This window comes from Rhodococcus sp. NS-SX18, from assembly GCF_057367935.1.
Genome location: NZ_CM170633.1, coordinates 3,980,987 through 3,996,888, shown reverse-complemented (window position 1 = coordinate 3,996,888; position 15,902 = coordinate 3,980,987). Strand labels below are relative to the sequence as shown.

Here is a 15,902-nt window from a genome sequence, read left to right as displayed (position 1 = left end):
ACTACCAGCGGTTGTGCACCTTCTCGGCGAATCCGAGAAGGTCGCGCACCTCGAGCCGGACACCGTCGTCGAGCGTGACACGGCCGGTGAACCGGCCGAAGACCTGATGCTGCGTCGAGCGCAGGACAAGGGCGTTCACGTCGGCGGCACGGTCGAGGATCGGCTCGAAGCTCATCTCGAACCGGTCGTCATTGCTCGCGAACCGCCACGGAGCGCCGTCGTAGGTGCCGTGCGGAAGGTGGAACTGCACCCGGTCCAGCTTGTGCGCCACGCCGTCCACCAGGACCATGTTCTCGCTGCCCGCGGTGGTGTCGCCGAAGCCGTAACCGACGGTGAACCCGAAGGGACGCCCCTCGTGCCGTCCCGATGCGGAGGCCCAGAACCAGGTGTTGTCGTAGGTCCACACTCCGCGGCCCCAGTCGAACACCCCGGATGCCGACGCGGGGTCGAAGGTGTGCTCACGACCGGCGAGCGTGACGGTTCCGGCAGCGGAGAGGCCGGGGAACTTCTGGTTGTAGTAGAACGCCCGATCGTCGCCGGGGAACGGCAGCGCGACGACCATCCGCTCGTCGCCGGGTGGGATGAGCACCACCTCGCCCGACAGACCCCGTCCGCCCGCGAATCCGGGATGCCGGACGACCAGGCGCCGGGCGCCGTGCTCGTGCCGGAACTCCAGGCGGATGCCGCGCCGGTCGACGATTACCTCGCCAGCGTCCGCGGAGGCAGGCAACCGCAGTCGTCCCAGCGGAAACGGGACCATCACGTTCTCGGTGGTCTCCGTGCGGCCGGTCAGGTCCAGCCAGCTCACGCCGAGCAGGCCCAGGTAACCGTTGTCGGCGACGGTCAGCGCGAGACCGAACGGCCCGTCGTCGCCGTCGGCGAGCACGCAGTAGTAGTCCCACTCCTTGATCCGCCACCGTGGCACCGCGATCCGGGAACGGTCGTAGGTGCGGACCTCGGAGCCGGCCCATCCGGCCTCGGCGAGACGGCCCCGCCCGTCGAGCAGCGGGCCCGGGGAGAGGCGGTGCTGCCCGGCGTCCCCCGAGATCTCCACCGGTTCTACTCGGCGGTGCGGTGGAAGCGCATGGGGCTGGCCTGGTCGCGCGGCTGCACGATGATCTGGTCCAGGTTCACGTGCGGCGGGCGCGAGGCAACGAACCCGACGATCTCGGCGATGTCCTCGGCCACGAGCGGGGTGATGCCCTCGTACACCTTGGCGGCGCGCTCGGCGTCCCCTTCGAACCGCACAAGGGAGAACTCGGTCTCCACCGCGCCCGGCGCGATCTCGGTCAGGCGCACCGGCTTGCCGAGCAGCTCGCCGCGCAGCGTCCGGTGCAGCACCGCCTGGGCGTGCTTGGCGGAGGTGTAGCCCGCACCGTTGTCGTAGGCATGGAACGCCGCCACCGACGTGATCGTGACGATCAGGCCGTCGCCGGAGTCGACGAGCTTCGGCAGCAGGGCCTTCGTCATCCGCAGGGTGCCGAGGACGTTCGTCTCCCACATCCAGCGCCAGTCGTCGAGGTCGGCCTCGGCGACCGGGGCCATACCCTTGGCCCCGCCCGCGTTGTTCACGAGCACGTCCACCCGGGGGAGCACCGTCGTGAACGCGGTCACCGAGTCCTCGTCCGTGACGTCCAGCTCGAGGGCCGTACCCCCGATCTCCTCCGCGAGCTTCTCGATCCGGTCGACGCGACGAGCGCCGACGACGACGTGGAAGCCCTGGGCTGCGAGGGTGCGGGCGCTGGCCTCGCCGATGCCGGAGGAGGCACCGGTGACGACGGCGACGCGGGAATCGGGAGAAATCGTCATGCGAGCGATCCTAGGGTGCCCCGGGTGCGGTCGCGCGGGGTCCGCGCGACCGCGGCACCCGCTACGACGCGAGCGGCCGGGGCGTCTCGATGATCGAGTAGGCGCTCGCGTCGCCGGCGACGGACCGGCTCGCCTCGCCGTGCACGCTCACCGGGACGTCGCCGGCGAGGGTGATGCGGTGCAGCCGACGGTGCAGACCGTCGTAGTCGGCGACGGCGTAGTGCTGCGTGGCCCGGTTGTCCCACACCGCCACGTCCCCGGCGGCCCAGTGCCAGCGGGTGGTGTACTCGAGCCGGGTCTGGTGGTCCTGCAGCAGCCGGAACAGCGCCTGCGACTGCCGGCCGCTCAGTCCGACGAACCCCTCGACGAAGTGGCCGAGCAGCAGCGACCGCGCTCCGGTCTCGGGGTGCACGCGCACCACGGGATGCTCGGTCGCGAAGTACTCGGACCGGAACTCGGCGCGGTACTCGGCGACCCGCTCGTCGGCGCCGTCGCGGAGATGCTCGGCGCTCTCGGCGGCGTAGTCGTACACGTTGGTGTGGGTGGCCCACAGGTTCTCGGCCAGTGTCTTCAGCGGCGCGGGCAGCCCCTCGTAGGCCGCCACGCCGGACGCCCACGTGGTCGAACCGCCGTAGGCGGGCAGTTCCACCGCGCGCAGGATCGACGCCTTCGGGATGCGGTCGACGAACGAGACGTCGGTGTGCCAGCTGTTCGCTCTGCCGTAGTCGGAGTCGATGGGTAGCACGTGCTCCCCGCGCGACGTCACCGTCGGGTGCGCGGTGGTCGGCGTGCCGAGCAACTCGGCGAACGCGTACTGCGACGCGTCGTCGAGGTGGTGCTGTTCCCGGAAGAAGATCACCTTGTGCTCGGCCAGGGCGCGCCGGATCGCTTCGACGGTGGGGCCGTCGAGGTCGCCGCCGAGCCGGACTCCGTCGATGCGGGCACCGATGTGCCCGCCCAGGCGGACCACGGTCACGTCGCGAGCGCGTGCGGTGTGGGTATCGAAATCGACAGACATGGAGTGCCTTTCGTGGATCGGATGTCGGTACCGTCGACCTCATCACCGGTGCTGTTCCGGCGTAAGGGTTTTCGTCACCGTGATCGGGACCGTTGCCTGCGCGTCGCCGGTCGGAGTGGACACGGCGGCGCCCGGCAGCTAGGTTGCGGGGTATGCCAGCTCGCCGTCTCCGTGCTCCGCGGGTCACCTATGTGACCGCCGCGCTGGGCTCGCGGCTGCCGCTGGCGCGCGAACTGTGTTGTCGCTGACACCGCACCTCGCGCCCCGCTTCGATTCCTGCCGTCACCCGGCGGATCGCGACCCTCGCGGTCGAGCGGATCGGCGCCTCCCCGTCACGCCCCGGGTCTTCGGACCCGCCCCCGAGGAAGAGCCGCAGTGTCTGCAGCAGCTACATCGAATGTCTTGTACCCCAATGCCGTCCGTCCGAAGTCCGGGGTCCGGTCCCGCGGCGCCACCGCCCGTGTGCGATCGACTGCGCGCGCGCAGATCGTGCCGCCCGAACTGAAGCTCGCCGACGGCGCCGCCGCGGCGGTGTTCCGGGCCGCGGCGGCGCGCGGGCCGATCTGCCGCGATCAGGCGGCGGCGACGACGGGCGCGAGCATCGCCACCGTCAACCGGCAGGTGTCGGCGCTGCTCGCCGCGGGTCTGCTGCGGGAACGGCCGGATCTGACCGTGCCCGGCGCCGTCGGCCGGCCTCGGGTGCCGTTCGAGACCGACCACGAGCGCTACCTGACCGTCGGGATCCACATCGGTGCGGCCGTCACCGGCATCGTCGCGAGCGATCTGCGCGGGCGTGTGATCGGCGCGGTGGAGATCCCCACCCCGCGCGGTGGCCAGGAAGCGGCGCTCGGGGTGATCACCAGCAGCGCCCGGGCCTTCGCGGCGCGCTGGCATCGGCGCACGCCGCTGTGGGCAGGCGTCGCGCTCGGCGGGCGCGTCGACTCGGCCACCGGAACCGTGGACCATCCGCGGCTCGGCTGGGCGGATGCGCCCGTCGGAACCGTGGTGGGCCGGGGCCTGGGCCTGCCGGTTTCCGTCGCCGCGCACGTCGAGGCGATGGCCGCGTCGGAGCTGCTGCTCACCCCCGACCGCGACACCGCCGACGTCGAGGGCGCCACCCTGTACTTCTACGCCCGCGAGACAGTCGGTATCGCAATCGCATTCGACGGCCGGGTACACACGCCACGCGGCGGCCCGGGTTCGGTGTCGCACCTGCCGACGGGATCGTCGGTGCCGTGCGCCTGCGGTGCCCGCGGTTGCCTCGAGGCCACCGTCGCCGACCGGGCGGTGCTGGCCCGGGCGCGGGAGGCCGGGTTGCTCGACGCACGTGCCACGTCCATCGCCGCGCTGTACACGCTGGCCCGCAACGGCTCTCGCGAGGCCCACGAGATCCTCGTGGAGCGGGCGCAGATACTGGGGCGGTCCGTCGCGATGCTCCGTGACCTGTTCAATCCGGACCGGGTGATTCTCGGCGGCCAGGCGTTCACCGCATACCCGGCGGCCGCACCGCACGTCGCGCGTGCGCTCGGGGCGCCGTCGGGCGCCGACGTCCGGGTCACCGGATTCGGCGACCGGGTACAGGCGCACGCCGCGAGCGTGGTGTCCTTGAGCTCGCTGTACTCCGATCCGCTGGGGGCGATGCGCCGGGCACTGGGCTGAGCCGCGCACGAAATAGCTATGCGCGCATGCAATTTCATGTGCGTGTGACCGGGGAGCGCGCGGATCCGGGGCCGCCGGTCATCGGCTGCGCAGTGGCGGACCGTCCGTGGCGCCCGCCGGCGCAGCCCGACGGTCCAGTTCGGCCCGGGCGCGCGCCAGACCGCCGTGTTCGAGTGCCGCGAGGGGGGACTCGTCCGCCCACACCGGTGTGCCGCGGTCGCGGACGGTCACGCTCAACGAGCCCGCCAGGTGCTCGAGGGAGCCGGGCACGTTGCGGCGTTCGAGCGGCAGCGGGACCGGCAGCACGTGGGCGTCGCCCAGAGGGGCGGTCGCCTCGATCTCGACGGTCCACCGCGGACCGCGGCCGAACAGCGACCACCGTTCGTCGGTGACGTGTGCCCGCACCGGGGAGACCACCGGGTTGCCGAGCCGGATCACAGGTCCGTCCGGCAGGGCGACGACCACGGCCGTCACCTCGGTCCGCAGGGGACCGGCGTGGACCTGCCCGCCGGCGAAGGCGACGCATGCGGCGGAGTCCGCGAACCCGTGCGCCTGGCCCCACCACCACGACTCCGGGAAACCGCCCCTGCCCCAGTTCTTCTCCGCGTACACCTGGGCGCCGTCGAGGTTCCAGGTCTCGCCGCCGAGCACGGCCTCGCCTTCGGCCCGGCCGTCGAGCAGCCACGGGTGCCAGTACTGGTTCAGCGCGGGAACCGCGTGGAAGATGCTGGATCCGCCGAATCGGCGACGAGGCCACGGCCGGGGCGCCGTCACGCGCACGTCGAGGCGGGCGTCGTCGCCGAGGTCCACGCGCAGCCGGTCGCGTTCCCCGTGGAACGCCGTGCCCGCCGATGCGCCGAGCCGGAGGGGATCGGCGAATCCGTCCGGGTACGCCGTCGTCCGCAGGAATCCGCCCGGGTGCGCCGCCAGGCCGAGCGTCGCCCACGACCCGTCGCCGGCCTGGTTGACGCCGCACAGCGCGATCACCACCCGCCCGGTTCCGGGTTGGGTGAACCGCCAGAAGTATCCCTCCATCGCGACGTCGTGCGCCGCGAGGGGATCGCCGAAGGGCAGGTCGGCGCCGGTGGCGCGGTAACGCGAATACAGCGACACGACGCTCAGATCCCGGCCCGGGCCGCGGCCGCGATGTCGTCGAGGTCCCGGCGCAGCGCCGTGCGCGTCACCCGCATGCCCAGGGGAGCGAGGAGCGCAGTCAGCGCCCGCCGGATCCGGCCGGGACGGTCGTCATCCGCGGAGAACCGCACGGTCAGCATCGTGCCGGCCCGATCCGGGGCCACGTCGAACTCGGTGCGGTAGCGCACCCCGCCGGATTCGGCCTCGACGACCGTGTGCCGCCCGGGCTCCACGGCCGTCACCGTCATCTCCTCGGTTGCCGCTCTGCCGAACATCCTGCGTGTCTCGCGCCAGCGGGTGCCGACCTCGTAGCCGACGCCTGCGAGCCGTTCGACACTGTCCACCCCGCTCAGCACCTGCGGGGCCGAGTCGACGGAGGTGAGCACCCGCCACACCCGGTCGGGTGGGGCGTCGACGGAACGGCTCAGTTCGATGTGGTGGCCCATTCGTGCTCCTTCGGTCGGGTCGGTCACAGCGGCAGGGCGTGCTCCCGCAGCGCCTGCTCCGCGCCGCGTCGGCGGAACCACTCGAGCCCGAACGCGCTCGCGAGCTGTTCCGGTGTCATCGCCAGCATCGGCCCGAAGTCGCCCACCTGCGAGGCGTGCGCGAGCATCGCCGCCCGTTTCGCGGGGATCGTCGCGGACACGTCGATCGTGGTGGTGATCTCGGTCTCGGGCAGGCCGAAGGTGTCCAGATCCGGTGGCGCCGCATCCGGGCCCATCTCCGGGGCGGCGGCGAGCAGACGACGGATGTGGTCCCGGTTCATGGCCGCCTCGTACACCGACGGGTGCGCCGTCAGCTCCTGGGCCCGGGCGCCGACGCGGTGCACCTGCACGTGGTCGGGGTGCCCGTACCCGCCGTTGGGGTCGTAGATGGTGACGACGTCGGCGCTCTCCTCCTCGAGCACCGTTGCGAGGCGCGCTGCGGCCGCCGCCACGTCGACGTTGCAGAACGCCGCCGGGTCCGAGTTCCGTGGCGTCCCCGCCATGCCCGAATCGGCGTAGCCGAGCGGAACCAGGCGGGCGACCCCGAGCGCCTCGGCCGACGCCTCGAGTTCGGCGCGGCGGCGCTGGGCCAGGGATTCGCCGGGCCCGAGCAGACCGTCGGGAACCTCGCCCGCGGCGCCGTCCGTCGCGACGACCAGCACCACCCGATGTCCCGCGTCCGCGGCCAGACGCATCACCCCGCCGGTGGTGAACACCTCGTCGTCGGGATGGGCATGGAAACACACCAGCACGCTCACGTACTGCATGCTGGCACGAATGCGCTCCTACCGTGCACTGTTCACCGCGCCGGGTGCCGCCGCGTTCTGCCTGGCGGGGTTCGTCGCGCGGCTGCCGATCGCGATGGTCGGCATCGGCATCGTGACGATGTTCTCGCAGCTCCGCGGCGACTACGGCCTCGGCGGAGCGGTGGCCGCGGTGTTCGCGCTGTCCTACGCCGCGCTCACCCCGCTGGTCTCGCGGGCCGCCGACCGGCACGGGCAGTTCCGCGTCTTACCGGTCGCCGCCGGGATCAGCGCGACCGCGACGGTCACGATGCTGGCGGGGGTGCGGTGGGAGGCACCCGAGGCGCTGCTGTTCGCGTGCGCGATCCCGGCGGGACTGATGCCCACCATCGGTGCCATGGTCCGGGCCCGGTGGACCGAACTGCTCCGCGGCACCGACCGGCTGCGGACCGCGTTCGCGCTCGAGGCGGTGATCGACGAACTGTGCTTCATCGTCGGGCCGGTGCTGTCGGTGGGACTGAGCGTCGCCGCGTTCCCCGAGGCGGGCGCGTTGCTCGGGGCGGTGCTGCTGGTGATCGGCACCGTCGCCCTCGCCGTGCAGCGCGGCACCGAACCGCCCGCGCGCCCGGTCGTCGGGGGTGTGCCCGGTGTGAGCGTGCTGCGGATCCCGGTGCTCGTCGTGCTCGTGGTCGCGATGACGGCGATGGGCACGATCTTCGGCGTCGTCGACGTGGTCGGGGTCGCGTTCACCGCCGAGCAGGGCGTGCCCGGCGCCGCGACCGTGGTGCTGGCGATGTTCGCGACGGGATCCGCGCTCGGCGGCCTCGTCTTCGGTGCGGTGCGGCTGCGGGCACCGCTGACGCGGCAGCTGCTGGGGGCGACGACGGCCGTCGCGGTGCTGCTGTGGCCGCTGCTGCTCGCCGGCACCGTGCCGGCCCTCGCCGTGCTCTACCTGGCGGCCGGGGTGGCCGTCGCCCCCACCATGATCGTCGCGACCTCCCTGACCGAGCGGATCGTGCCGCCGGGCCGGCTCACGGAGGGCATCACCTGGACGGTTACGGGACTCGGGGTCGGTGTCGCGGTCGGCTCCGCCGTCGTCGGTCAGGTCATCGACCGGTCGGGGCCGAGCGCGGGCATCGCGGTCGCCGTGGTGGCCGCGCTCGTCGGGTGCGCGTGTGCCGCGGGAGTGGCGCGGCTCGCCCGGCTAGGGTGACCCGCATGACAATCCGTGAGGTCGAGAGTTCCGACGGCACCCCCATCGTCTACCGCGCCATCGGCGATCCCGCCCATCGTCCCCTGGTCCTGCTGCACGGATGGGCCCAGTCGTCGCGGTGCTGGGGCGAGTCCGTGCTCGACGAGCTGGCCCGCACCCACCGGGTGATCGCCGTCGACCTCCGCGGACACGGGTACTCGGGCGCACCGGAGACCGGATACGACGAGTCGAAACTCTGGGCCGCGGACGTGCAGGCCGTGCTCGGCGCCGAGAACGCCCACGGCGCGGTGCTGCTCGGCTGGTCCTACGGCGGCCTGGTGATCTGCGACTACCTCGCGACCCACGGCACCGATCGCGTCGCCGGGATCGTGCTCGTCGGCGCGATCACCAGCATCGGGCGCGGCGAGAAGGGCGGCAAGGTCGGGTCGGCCATGCGCGCCGCCGTCCCCGATGCGATGTCCGAGGACGCGGCGACGGCGATCCGCGCACTCGGTGCCTTCGGCACCGCCCTCACCGGGACCGGGGCGGGCACGGGTGTCGCGGCGCAGGCACTGTTCGGCACCAGCCTGTGCACCCCGCCCCGCGTGCGGGCGGCGATGTTCGCCCGGACGGTGAGCAACGACGAGCTGCTGCGCAGCCTCGACACTCCTGTGCTCGTCCTGCACGGCACCGCCGACTCGGTCGTCGACGTCTCGGCCGCCGAGCACGCGGCGGCACTGCTGCCGAACGCGACGACCTCGTACTGGGAGGGGACCGACCACGGTCCGTTCGTCGAGGACCCGCAGCGGTTCGCCGCCGAGGTCACGCGCTTCGCGGCAGCGCTGTAGCGTCCACCGATTCGAGCGCCTGCGTCCCGGCGAGCAGGAGCGTCTCCTCCGGGGTGAGTGGGTGGAACTTGACCCCGCGCACGTCGCGATAGCACTGCTCGAGCGGGCTGGACCGGTAGAAGCCGCGGCCCCCGGCGACGTCGAGCGCCAGGTCGCACACCTCGATCGCGGTGCGTGCGATCTCGGCCTTGGCGGTCATCACCGCGGCGACCGTGCTCATCGACGGCACCGGATCGTCGCCGACGACGTCGAGGGCACCGTCGAGGGCCCACGACGCGACCTGCAGGCGGGTGGCCGCCACCCCGAGCTGGCGGCGCACCGTCGGGTCGTTCGCCCGCGGGGTCCCGGCGACGAGGGCGGTTGCGTGCGCGTGCGCGGTCTCGGCGACCCCGAGATACACGGCTGCGACCACGGGCATGGCGACGCTGAGCACCAGCTGGAACGGCGGGTCGATCACCCCGTAGGGGCGGCGGGCGGCCACGGCTGCGTCCGGGACGAACACGTCGGTCAGTTCGACGTCGTGGCTGCCGGTGCCGCGCATGCCCAGTGAGTCCCAGTTGTCGTGGACTCGTACCCCGTCGGTGTTCATCGGGATCATCATGTTGAGCACGATGCGGCCCTCGTCGGGGTCGTCGAACGGGAACATGGTGGCGAGCACGTCGCCGACGGGGGCCTGGCTGCAGAACACCTTGCGGCCGTCGACGCGGTAGCCGCCGGGCACCTTCCGGGCGGTCCCACGGGGGTGGGTCTGGTCGGCGCCACCGGTGGAGACGAGCACGATCGCCTCCTCGGCGACGCGGCGCAGCATCCGGTCGGCGCCGGGCGCACCGTGCCGGTACCGCCATGCGGCGGCGAGCACCACATGGTGGTGCATGGCCGAGGCGAGCGCGGTCGCCGCACAGTGGTGCGCCAGGGTGCGCTGCACGGTGGCGACGTCGCGCACGGTCGCGCCGTCGCCACCGAGTTCGCGGGGGACGGCGAGGGCGAGGCGGCCCTCCGAGCGCAGGATCTCGTAGGCCTCGGCGACGAACGTGCCGTCGCGGTCGTGGGCGCGGGAGTAGGGGGCGATCCGCCGGCCGAGTTCGTCGGCGCCGGCGACGAGTTCCTCGCGGGGCCGGGAGCGGGGGTACTGGGTGATGTCTACGGTGGTCATGTCTCGACGGTAGGAGGGCAGATCGATGCCGCCCAGTGCACGTTCTGGACCTACTCTGGAGGTGTGCGCGAGTACGGGCAGTACTGTCCGGTCTCGATCGGCAGCGAAGTGCTCGCCGACCGGTGGACCCCGCTGATCCTGCGCGAAATGGTCTACGGAAGTACCCGCTTCAACGAGATCGAGCGTGGTCTTCCCGGCATCTCGCGCACCCTGCTGGCCACCCGGCTGCGGCACCTTGAGCGCAAGGGCGTGCTGGTACGGGTTCCGCACGCGCGGGGCTGCGAATACCACCTCACTCCCGCCGGTCGTGAGCTCGCCCCGATCCTCGTCGCGATCGGGGAGTGGGCGGTGAAGTGGTTGTTCTCCGAGCCGCTGCCCGCCGAGGTCGACCCCGTGACGCTCACCTGGTGGATGCACCGCCGGGTGGACCGGGACCGGGTGCCGCCGCAGCGGGTGGTGATCGAGTTCGACTACACCGGTCCCGCCCCGATCCGGTTGTGGATCGTCCTGGACCGAGGCGAGCCGTCGGTGTGCCGGAAGCATCCGGGCTTCGACGTCGACGTCTACGTGACCGCGGAACCGGTGGCCCTGATGCGCGTGTTCGCCGGCACCCGGACGCTGACCGAGGCGCTCGACGACGGCAGCGTGCGAGTGCACGGCCCGGCCGCGCTGGTGCGCGGGTTCGGCGTCTGGTTCCTGTGGAGCCCGTTCCACGCGGCGGTGCGCCGCGCAGTCACGGGCTCCGGGGGTTCCTGACCGGTCGGGTGCGACGTCGCGCAGACGAACCGGTCGGGGGCGGAACCGGGCGGGGATGCACGGCAGGGCAGTATGGAGAAGTGACGTCGAAGTCGAACAGCCGTCCCCGCCGCGTGGCCGTCCTGTCGGTCCACACCTCGCCACTCGCGCAGCCCGGCACGGGGGACGCCGGCGGTATGAACGTCTACGTTCTGCAGACCGCGGTGCAACTCGCGCGCCGCGGGGTGGAGGTGGAGATCTTCACCCGGGCGACCTCCTCGGCCGACCCCGTCGTGCAGGAGGCGGCACCCGGCGTGCTCGTGCGCAACGTCGCCGCCGGTCCCTACGAGGGGCTCGACAAGCACGACCTGCCCACACAGTTGTGCGCCTTCGCCGCCGGGGTGCTGCGGGAGGAGGCCCGGCATCCGCAGGGCTACTACGACCTGGTGCACTCGCACTACTGGCTGTCCGGCCAGGTGGGCTGGCTCGCCCGCGACCGGTGGGGTGTCCCGCTCGTGCACACCGCCCACACCCTCGCCGCCGTGAAGAACGCCTCGCTCGCCGACGGTGACGTGCCCGAGCCGGCGGCCCGGCAGATCGGCGAGCAGCAGGTGGTCGCCGAGTCCGACCGTCTCGTCGCCAACACGGTCGACGAGGCGGCGCAGCTCGAGCGCAGCTACGGTGCCGACCCGTCGCGGATCGACGTGGTGGCACCGGGCGCGGACCTGTCCCGCTACCGGCCGGGGGACCGGGCACTCGCCCGTGCCGAGCTGGGACTGGATCCGAACGAGACGATCGTGACGTTCGTCGGCCGTATCCAGCCGCTCAAGGCACCCGACGTGCTGCTGCGCGCCGCCGCGGCGGCGATGGCCGCCGACCCGGAGGTGCCCCTGCGGGTGCTGGTGGTGGGCGGGCCCTCGGGCACCGGGCTCGAGCGCCCGCACTCGCTGATCGACCTGGCCGCCGAGCTCGGGATCGCCGCCCGGGTGACGTTCCTGCCCCCGCAGCCTCCCGAGCGCCTGGTGCAGGTCTATCGCGCGTCGGACGTGGTGGCGGTGCCGAGCTACTCCGAATCGTTCGGCCTGGTGGCGATCGAGGCGCAGGCGTGCGGGACCCCGGTGCTGGCGGCGAACGTCGGCGGCCTCGGCGTCGCGGTGCGCGACGGCGAGACCGGGCTGCTCGTCGACGGGCATCGCACGAGCGACTGGGCGGCCGCGCTGTGCTCGCTGGTCACGGATCCGGGTCGGCGGGCAGTGCTGGCGGCGGCAGCGCCGCTGCACGCGGAGAACTTCTCGTGGGAGCACACGGCGGACGGGCTGCTCGCCAGTTACCGTAAGGCCGGTGCGCTGCGGAACCGCTCTCTCGGGAGCGGCGAGTTCCCGCTGCGACGGCAGCGCGGAGTGTGGAAGATCCGGCGGACGACGGGGGTGCGGGCGTGAGCGAGCGACTGAGCGAGACGATCGAGGCGACGCTGCGCGATCGCGGCCTCGAATTCTCCCGCAAGGAGGGTGGGCACTTCGTCGTCGACCTCCCGGGGGAGAACAAGCTCAAGACGACGACCCTGCTCTCCCTCGGCAACCACGGCCTGCGGGTCGAGGCGTTCGTGTGCCGCAAGCCCGACGAGAACTTCGAGGGCGTGTACCGGTTCCTGCTCCGGCGCAATCGGCGGCTGTACGGGGTGGCGTACACCCTCGACAAGATCGGGGACATCTACCTCGTAGGCCGGATGTCGGAGGCATCGGTCACTCCGGACGAACTGGACGCGGTGCTCGGCCAGGTGCTCGAAGCTGCCGACCACGACTTCAACGTCATTCTCGGACTCGGTTTCCTCGCCTCCATCAAGCGGGAGTGGGAGTGGCGGGTCTCGCGAGGCGAGTCGCTTCGCAACCTCGAACCCTTCCGCCACCTGATCGAGGACGGCCGGCCCTTCGTGGTGGAGGACGCGCAGCCGTAACGGCGCGATATCGGTGACCCGTCCCACAATAGTACTGTGAGGCTGGTCACATAACGGCCGTGTAACTACGCGGTTTCGAAACGGCGATATCTCGGATGTCACCTGGGAAAACGCCGCAGCCCGATCTTGGAATGTGAGACGCGCGTGCCGGAAAACAGCGCGTGACCGATCCGTGATGACTCTCTAGCGTCGTAATCAGCCCGATACCACCGGGCAAGCAAGACCGGCCCGTCGCCGCTGACTCTGCCCCGCGGGACCGGAACTCGATACCAGATCGAGGGGCAGGGACGAGGCACAGATCCGAATCCGGGCAGCGGGATCGACATCGTCGGCCGCCGCAGTGCCTCGCCAGCAGACGCGAGAGGAATTCAACCGCATCATGGCTAACTTCACCTTCAAGCGCGCCCTCGGCACCGTCGCCGCCACCGCGGCCCTGGCCGTCACCCCGTTCGCCCTCGGCACCGGCACCGCGAACGCCGCGTCCGGCAACTGGGACGCCGTCGCACAGTGCGAGAGCAGCGGCAACTGGGCGATCAACAACGGCAACGGCTACCACGGCGGCCTGCAGTTCGCTCCGAGCACCTGGAACGCCTACGGCGGCCAGCAGTACGCCCCCACCGCCGACCAAGCGACCCGCGAGCAGCAGATCGCCATCGCCGAGAACGTCCTGGCCGGCCAGGGCCGCGGCGCATGGCCGGTGTGCGGTCAGTACCTCTGATCCCACACACCCGGCTCGCGCCCGTAGCAGCCGAACGAGCCCCGCGTGCACCGCACGCGGGGCTCGTCGCATCTCACCGGCTCGCCGCACGTCGGTAGACGGCGGCCTCGAAGTCGAGATAGCCCTGGAACGAGACGGCGTCCGCGAACGGCAGGATCTGCGTGGCCCAGAAGCCGCCGAGCCCGTTCTCCCGGTCGATCCAGTAGTAGAGATTCGCCAGACCCGCCCAGCCGAGCGCGCCGGCCGGACGGCCCGTCGGCGCCGTCTCCTCGTTCACCAGGAACGTGTACGCCCAGTTCTTGGCCAGGCCGGGGAAGAACTCCGCATCGTTCGACAGGGCCGGGACGACCCCCGGGAGCGCGGTCACCTGCTGCCCGTCCAGGCCGCCGCGCACGGCATCGGCGACCGTCGCAGGCGAGAGAACCCGGTCACCGCCGGGGGCCGCGCCGTCGCGCAGCCACATCCGGATGAACTTCAGGTAGTCCGGCACAGTGGTGTAGAGCCCGTGGCCGCCCATGTGGATCTCGGGGTCCTGGGGCAGCACCATCTCCGGCATCGGGGCGAGTGCTCCGTCCCCGTTGCGCTGGTGGACGACGGCCAGCCGCGCGCGCATGTCGTCGGTGAGCGCGAACGCCGTGTCGTCCATCCCGAGCGGCTCGAAGATCCGCTCGCGCATGACCTCGCCGAGGCGCCGGCCCCGCACGGTTTCCACCACGAGACCACACCAGTCGATGTTCGAGCCGTACATCCACCGCTCGCCGGGATCGAACAGCAGCGGTGTCGTCAGCGCGGCCTTCGATCCCGTGATCACGCTGGGCTGACCGTGCTCCTCGGCCAGGCGCCGGTAGTTCTCGTCGAAGAAGTCGTACCCGAAGCCGGCTGTGTGGAGCAGCAGCATGCGGGTGGTGACGTCGCGCTTCGGTGCGCGCAGCAGGGGCGCTCCGTCCGCTCCGAAGCCCTCGAGAACCTGGAGGTCCCCGATTTCCGGGACGTAGCGGGCGGCGGGGGCGTCGAGGTCGAGCAGGCCCTCCTCGACGCACTGGAGTGCAGCGGTGCCGGTGATCGCCTTGGTCGTGGAGAAGGCGGCGAACACGGTGTCCGTCGTCATCGCCGAGCCGGAGCCTGCTGCCCGTTCCCCGGCCACCCCTTCGTACACGACGCCCTCCCGGTCGGTGAGCATGGCCACCACACCCGGTAGGCCCGTCGGGCGGTGGGTGAGTTCTCGCAGGGCTGCGTCCATCGTGGTCGCGAAGTCGTCTGTCACGGTTCCTCCTGTGTGCGGTCCGCCGCAGACCGGCGTCGGAGGTGGACGCTACGGACGGCGTTGTGACGCGGGCCACCTCGGATCGGCACGCGCGTCGTCGGATTCCGGCAGTCAGCGTCCGCGGGCCCGGGCGAGCGTGCGCGACGGGTTCTCGCCGAATCGGCGACGGTAGGCGGCGGCGAAGACCCCCATGTTGACGTAGCCCCAGCGGGCCGCCACCGCCGAGACGGTGCACTCGGCCGACGGGGTGGAGAGCTCGTCGCGGATGTGCCGCAATCGCACGTCGGTGAGATACCGGTTCGGCGTGGTGTCCAGATGACGGCGGAACGCCCCCGACAGGGCGCGCACGCTGACACCCACGGCGGCGGCGACCTCGGAGACCGTGGGCAGGTCCGCGGCGTGCTCGCGAATGTAGCGCTCCGCGTGCCGGACGTATGCCGGGGCGGCCGGCGGTTCGTCGCAGTCGAGCGCGACGCCCGCCGCGGCGGCCCACTCGGTGACGAGGTGACCGAGGAGCAGCTCCTGCAGGTGGGCGCCCGGCCGGCCCTGCGCGATCCGCACCGGATCGGCCCGGATCGCGCGGACCGCATAGGCGAGCAGCGTGTTCCAGCCCGACTCGGTCCCGACGACGCACTTGTGCTGCCACAGGCGGTCGTCGGGGACGACACCGAACCAGCGGTCGGCGAGGTCGGCGATGAGCCGATGCGGCACAGTCAGATTCAGCTGCAGATGGTCGTCGTCGAAGTCGACGCGATGCTCGATGCGGCTGCAGTCGGCCACGAACGTGGCGCCGGAATCGACCTCCACCGCGCCCGCTCCGACCCGGTGCCGCGCGTGACCACGGATCGTCGTGAGCACGAGGATGTTGCCGGCCTCGGCCGAGAGCCGATCGACGGTCACCGGAATTCCGTAGCGGAACCGGGTGAGCACGATCTCGCCGATCGACGCGGAGAACATGCTCGATCGCGGGTGCAGCAGGCGTCCGCTCGGCCGCACGCGATAGGGCATGTACACCCGGTCCGACCACGCCCGGATCTCGTCCCAGTCGGTCGAGACCGTCGCGGGCGAGGAGCCGCGACCGGAGAACGGGTCCAGCGAGTGCACGACGTCCGTCATCCGGTCGAGCCTAGGGTGCCGGAACGGACGCCGACACTGCCCGATCGGCCGGACTCGGGGGCACGCGACCGGGC

16 protein-coding genes are annotated in these 15,902 nt (G+C 72.0%); 7 read left to right on the top strand and 9 right to left on the bottom strand.

Going from position 1 to position 15,902, the window contains the following annotated elements:
• Position 1: 1 nt before the first annotated feature.
• The 3 genes from AC2IPW_RS18290 to AC2IPW_RS18280 form a co-directional block, all read right to left on the bottom strand.
• On the bottom strand, positions 2-1,054 hold the full coding sequence (locus AC2IPW_RS18290) for a DUF2804 domain-containing protein (protein ID WP_486375330.1): 1,053 nt from the start codon (positions 1,052-1,054) through the stop codon (positions 2-4).
• A gap of 5 nt (positions 1,055-1,059) precedes the next feature.
• Positions 1,060-1,809, bottom strand: coding sequence for an SDR family NAD(P)-dependent oxidoreductase (locus AC2IPW_RS18285; protein ID WP_003937523.1), 750 nt, complete (start codon positions 1,807-1,809; stop codon positions 1,060-1,062).
• A 61-nt stretch (positions 1,810-1,870) separates the two neighbouring features.
• Positions 1,871-2,827, bottom strand: a complete 957-nt coding sequence (locus tag AC2IPW_RS18280; RefSeq protein ID WP_486375329.1) for a TauD/TfdA dioxygenase family protein — start codon at positions 2,825-2,827, stop codon at positions 1,871-1,873.
• 462 nt (positions 2,828-3,289) lie between these two features.
• Here AC2IPW_RS18280 and AC2IPW_RS18275 point away from each other — a divergent pair, with 462 nt between their 5' ends.
• Positions 3,290-4,486, top strand: coding sequence for an ROK family protein (locus AC2IPW_RS18275; RefSeq protein ID WP_416061541.1), 1,197 nt, complete (start codon positions 3,290-3,292; stop codon positions 4,484-4,486).
• 78 nt (positions 4,487-4,564) lie between these two features.
• On the opposite strand, the gene AC2IPW_RS18270 is transcribed toward AC2IPW_RS18275, so the two are convergent.
• Genes AC2IPW_RS18270 through AC2IPW_RS18260 form a run of 3 tightly spaced genes read right to left on the bottom strand, consistent with a single transcriptional unit; the run spans position 4,565 to position 6,872 of the window.
• On the bottom strand, positions 4,565-5,599 hold the full coding sequence (locus AC2IPW_RS18270; protein WP_450121441.1) for a tocopherol cyclase family protein: 1,035 nt from the start codon (positions 5,597-5,599) through the stop codon (positions 4,565-4,567).
• A 5-nt stretch (positions 5,600-5,604) separates the two neighbouring features.
• Entirely contained in the window at positions 5,605-6,066 is a 462-nt protein-coding gene (locus AC2IPW_RS18265) for an SRPBCC family protein (protein WP_003937527.1), read from the bottom strand.
• 23 nt (positions 6,067-6,089) lie between these two features.
• Complete coding sequence (locus tag AC2IPW_RS18260) at positions 6,090-6,872, bottom strand: PIG-L family deacetylase (RefSeq protein WP_416061538.1); 783 nt, start codon at positions 6,870-6,872, stop codon at positions 6,090-6,092.
• Between AC2IPW_RS18260 and AC2IPW_RS18255 the strand changes: the two genes are divergently transcribed.
• Positions 6,871-8,061, top strand: a complete 1,191-nt coding sequence (locus tag AC2IPW_RS18255) for an MFS transporter (protein WP_486375328.1) — start codon at positions 6,871-6,873, stop codon at positions 8,059-8,061. The genes AC2IPW_RS18260 and AC2IPW_RS18255 overlap by 2 nt on opposite strands.
• Before the next feature lie 5 nt (positions 8,062-8,066).
• Positions 8,067-8,888: an alpha/beta fold hydrolase gene (locus AC2IPW_RS18250; RefSeq protein ID WP_486375327.1), complete on the top strand. Its 822-nt coding sequence runs from the start codon at positions 8,067-8,069 to the stop codon at positions 8,886-8,888.
• Here the strand turns inward: AC2IPW_RS18250 and AC2IPW_RS18245 are convergent.
• A complete protein-coding gene (locus tag AC2IPW_RS18245) occupies positions 8,863-10,041 on the bottom strand; it encodes an acyl-CoA dehydrogenase family protein (protein WP_054373327.1) in 1,179 nt (392 codons plus the stop codon). The two genes, AC2IPW_RS18250 and AC2IPW_RS18245, sit on opposite strands and share 26 nt — an antisense overlap.
• A gap of 63 nt (positions 10,042-10,104) precedes the next feature.
• Between AC2IPW_RS18245 and AC2IPW_RS18240 the strand changes: the two genes are divergently transcribed.
• From AC2IPW_RS18240 to AC2IPW_RS18225, 4 genes are all read left to right on the top strand, one after another.
• Positions 10,105-10,797: a winged helix-turn-helix transcriptional regulator gene (locus AC2IPW_RS18240; RefSeq protein WP_486375326.1), complete on the top strand. Its 693-nt coding sequence runs from the start codon at positions 10,105-10,107 to the stop codon at positions 10,795-10,797.
• 80 nt (positions 10,798-10,877) lie between these two features.
• Positions 10,878-12,215 carry a D-inositol-3-phosphate glycosyltransferase gene (gene mshA / locus AC2IPW_RS18235; RefSeq protein WP_486375325.1) on the top strand — a complete coding sequence of 446 codons (1,338 nt, stop codon included), beginning with the start codon at positions 10,878-10,880 and terminating at the stop codon, positions 12,213-12,215.
• Positions 12,212-12,730: a type III secretion system chaperone family protein gene (locus AC2IPW_RS18230; RefSeq protein ID WP_026138013.1), complete on the top strand. Its 519-nt coding sequence runs from the start codon at positions 12,212-12,214 to the stop codon at positions 12,728-12,730. Before mshA ends, AC2IPW_RS18230 begins: the two co-directional genes overlap by 4 nt.
• Before the next feature lie 379 nt (positions 12,731-13,109).
• The gene (locus tag AC2IPW_RS18225) at positions 13,110-13,448 is read left to right on the top strand and encodes a transglycosylase family protein (protein ID WP_003937534.1); all 339 of its coding nucleotides are present in this window, start codon (positions 13,110-13,112) and stop codon (positions 13,446-13,448) included.
• Positions 13,449-13,521: 73 nt separating this feature from the next.
• Here the strand turns inward: AC2IPW_RS18225 and acmB are convergent, their stop codons facing one another.
• Both acmB and AC2IPW_RS18215 read right to left on the bottom strand, forming a co-directional pair.
• A complete protein-coding gene (acmB, locus tag AC2IPW_RS18220; protein ID WP_486375324.1) occupies positions 13,522-14,712 on the bottom strand; it encodes a methyl acetate hydrolase AcmB in 1,191 nt (396 codons plus the stop codon).
• A 111-nt stretch (positions 14,713-14,823) separates the two neighbouring features.
• On the bottom strand, positions 14,824-15,828 hold the full coding sequence (locus tag AC2IPW_RS18215) for an AraC family transcriptional regulator (RefSeq protein WP_416061535.1): 1,005 nt from the start codon (positions 15,826-15,828) through the stop codon (positions 14,824-14,826).
• Between the last annotated feature and the right edge of the window lie 74 nt (positions 15,829-15,902).